Consider the following 1,163-nt stretch of genomic DNA (forward strand, 5'->3'; position numbering starts at 1 on the left):
GCTTTTAATAGGCCGTTGCGAAAAAAACATAGGTATTAGTTAAGTTAAGGGTAGTTTAGATTTGGCCAAAATTGAACCTTTACAGGGACGAAATTAATTATGAGCATGAAGAACTTAAAAGTATGGTCGATCGGTTTGTTAACGCTAAGCCTTAGTATTCCTTCTATTGCTCAACAACCGGTTAATCAATTGTTGAAGAATTTAAATGGTTCTTTAAAAGTATCAGTGAAAGAATTTAATGGGACTGATTTATTAAGCGAACATATTTTTCATAAAAATCTCCTTCAAACTAAAACAGGCAGCTGGGTTTTACAGTTAAAAACAACAAGCTCTCCCAAGCAACGGGATGTTATAGAAACGGTTGCCACCTTCCGCTTGAATAGCGGTTTAGCAAAATCTACCGCGGTTGCTGTTTCATTCGATTTTAGCAAGTGGAACCCGAAAAATTATGTACTTGTTCCGGCTGCGGTATACAATGGCAACCGATATAGATCAATTGGTAATGGTTATAATCCAGATTATCCAAAGGATATGTATTACAACCCCAAGGTACCGCTTACCATTTCCAATAATCCAAGGCTTTCTATTGAAGATGGAAAAGCATCACTTATTGAGCTACAGAGTGGTAATGTGGCTACTCCAGCCATGTGTTTTTATTCAACTTTAGAGAAGAAAGGTTTTATTGTGCTTACCGAGCAGTTGACAAAATTGGGTGCCAACGGCTTAACGATTAGTGAAACTGCAAAAAAAGATAGCTGCTCGTTCAGCGTTTCTGCTCCTGCTATGCGCAAAATGGCCGCGGGATTTGGCGATTTTCATCTAAGCGGAGATCTTGCTCCAGACTGGAAACAAGGCGATGAAGTGGAACTGAAGTTCAGGGTGTATGTATTTAATGCCGAAAATATCCCGGCACTCTTAAAGAAATTTATGAAAGTGCGTAAAAGCCTTTCAGGCTTAAATCATCCGCGCAATTTATTGCCCATGAGCAAAACTTTTGAAATGGCTACCAATATATGCAAGGGCAATTTTGTGCAGGTAGAAGCGGGCTCTTATTATCTGCCAGAAAATAATAAAAATTTTCAGCTGGGTTGGGTGAGCGGAATGATGAATACCTATCCCATGCTGGCTTTGAATGATAAAAAGGAACGCGAAAGAGTGATGGC

At 39.3% G+C, this 1,163-nt stretch carries 1 protein-coding gene; it reads left to right on the forward strand.

Annotation, left to right across the window (positions count from 1 at the left end; genetic code table 11):
• Window positions 1-105: 105 nt before the first annotated feature.
• On the forward strand, window positions 106-1,163 hold a 1,058-nt coding region (locus AC1DND_RS28215; protein ID WP_477586203.1), incomplete at its 3' end, for a hypothetical protein.

This window comes from Pedobacter sp. 01N416 (assembly GCF_056399685.1).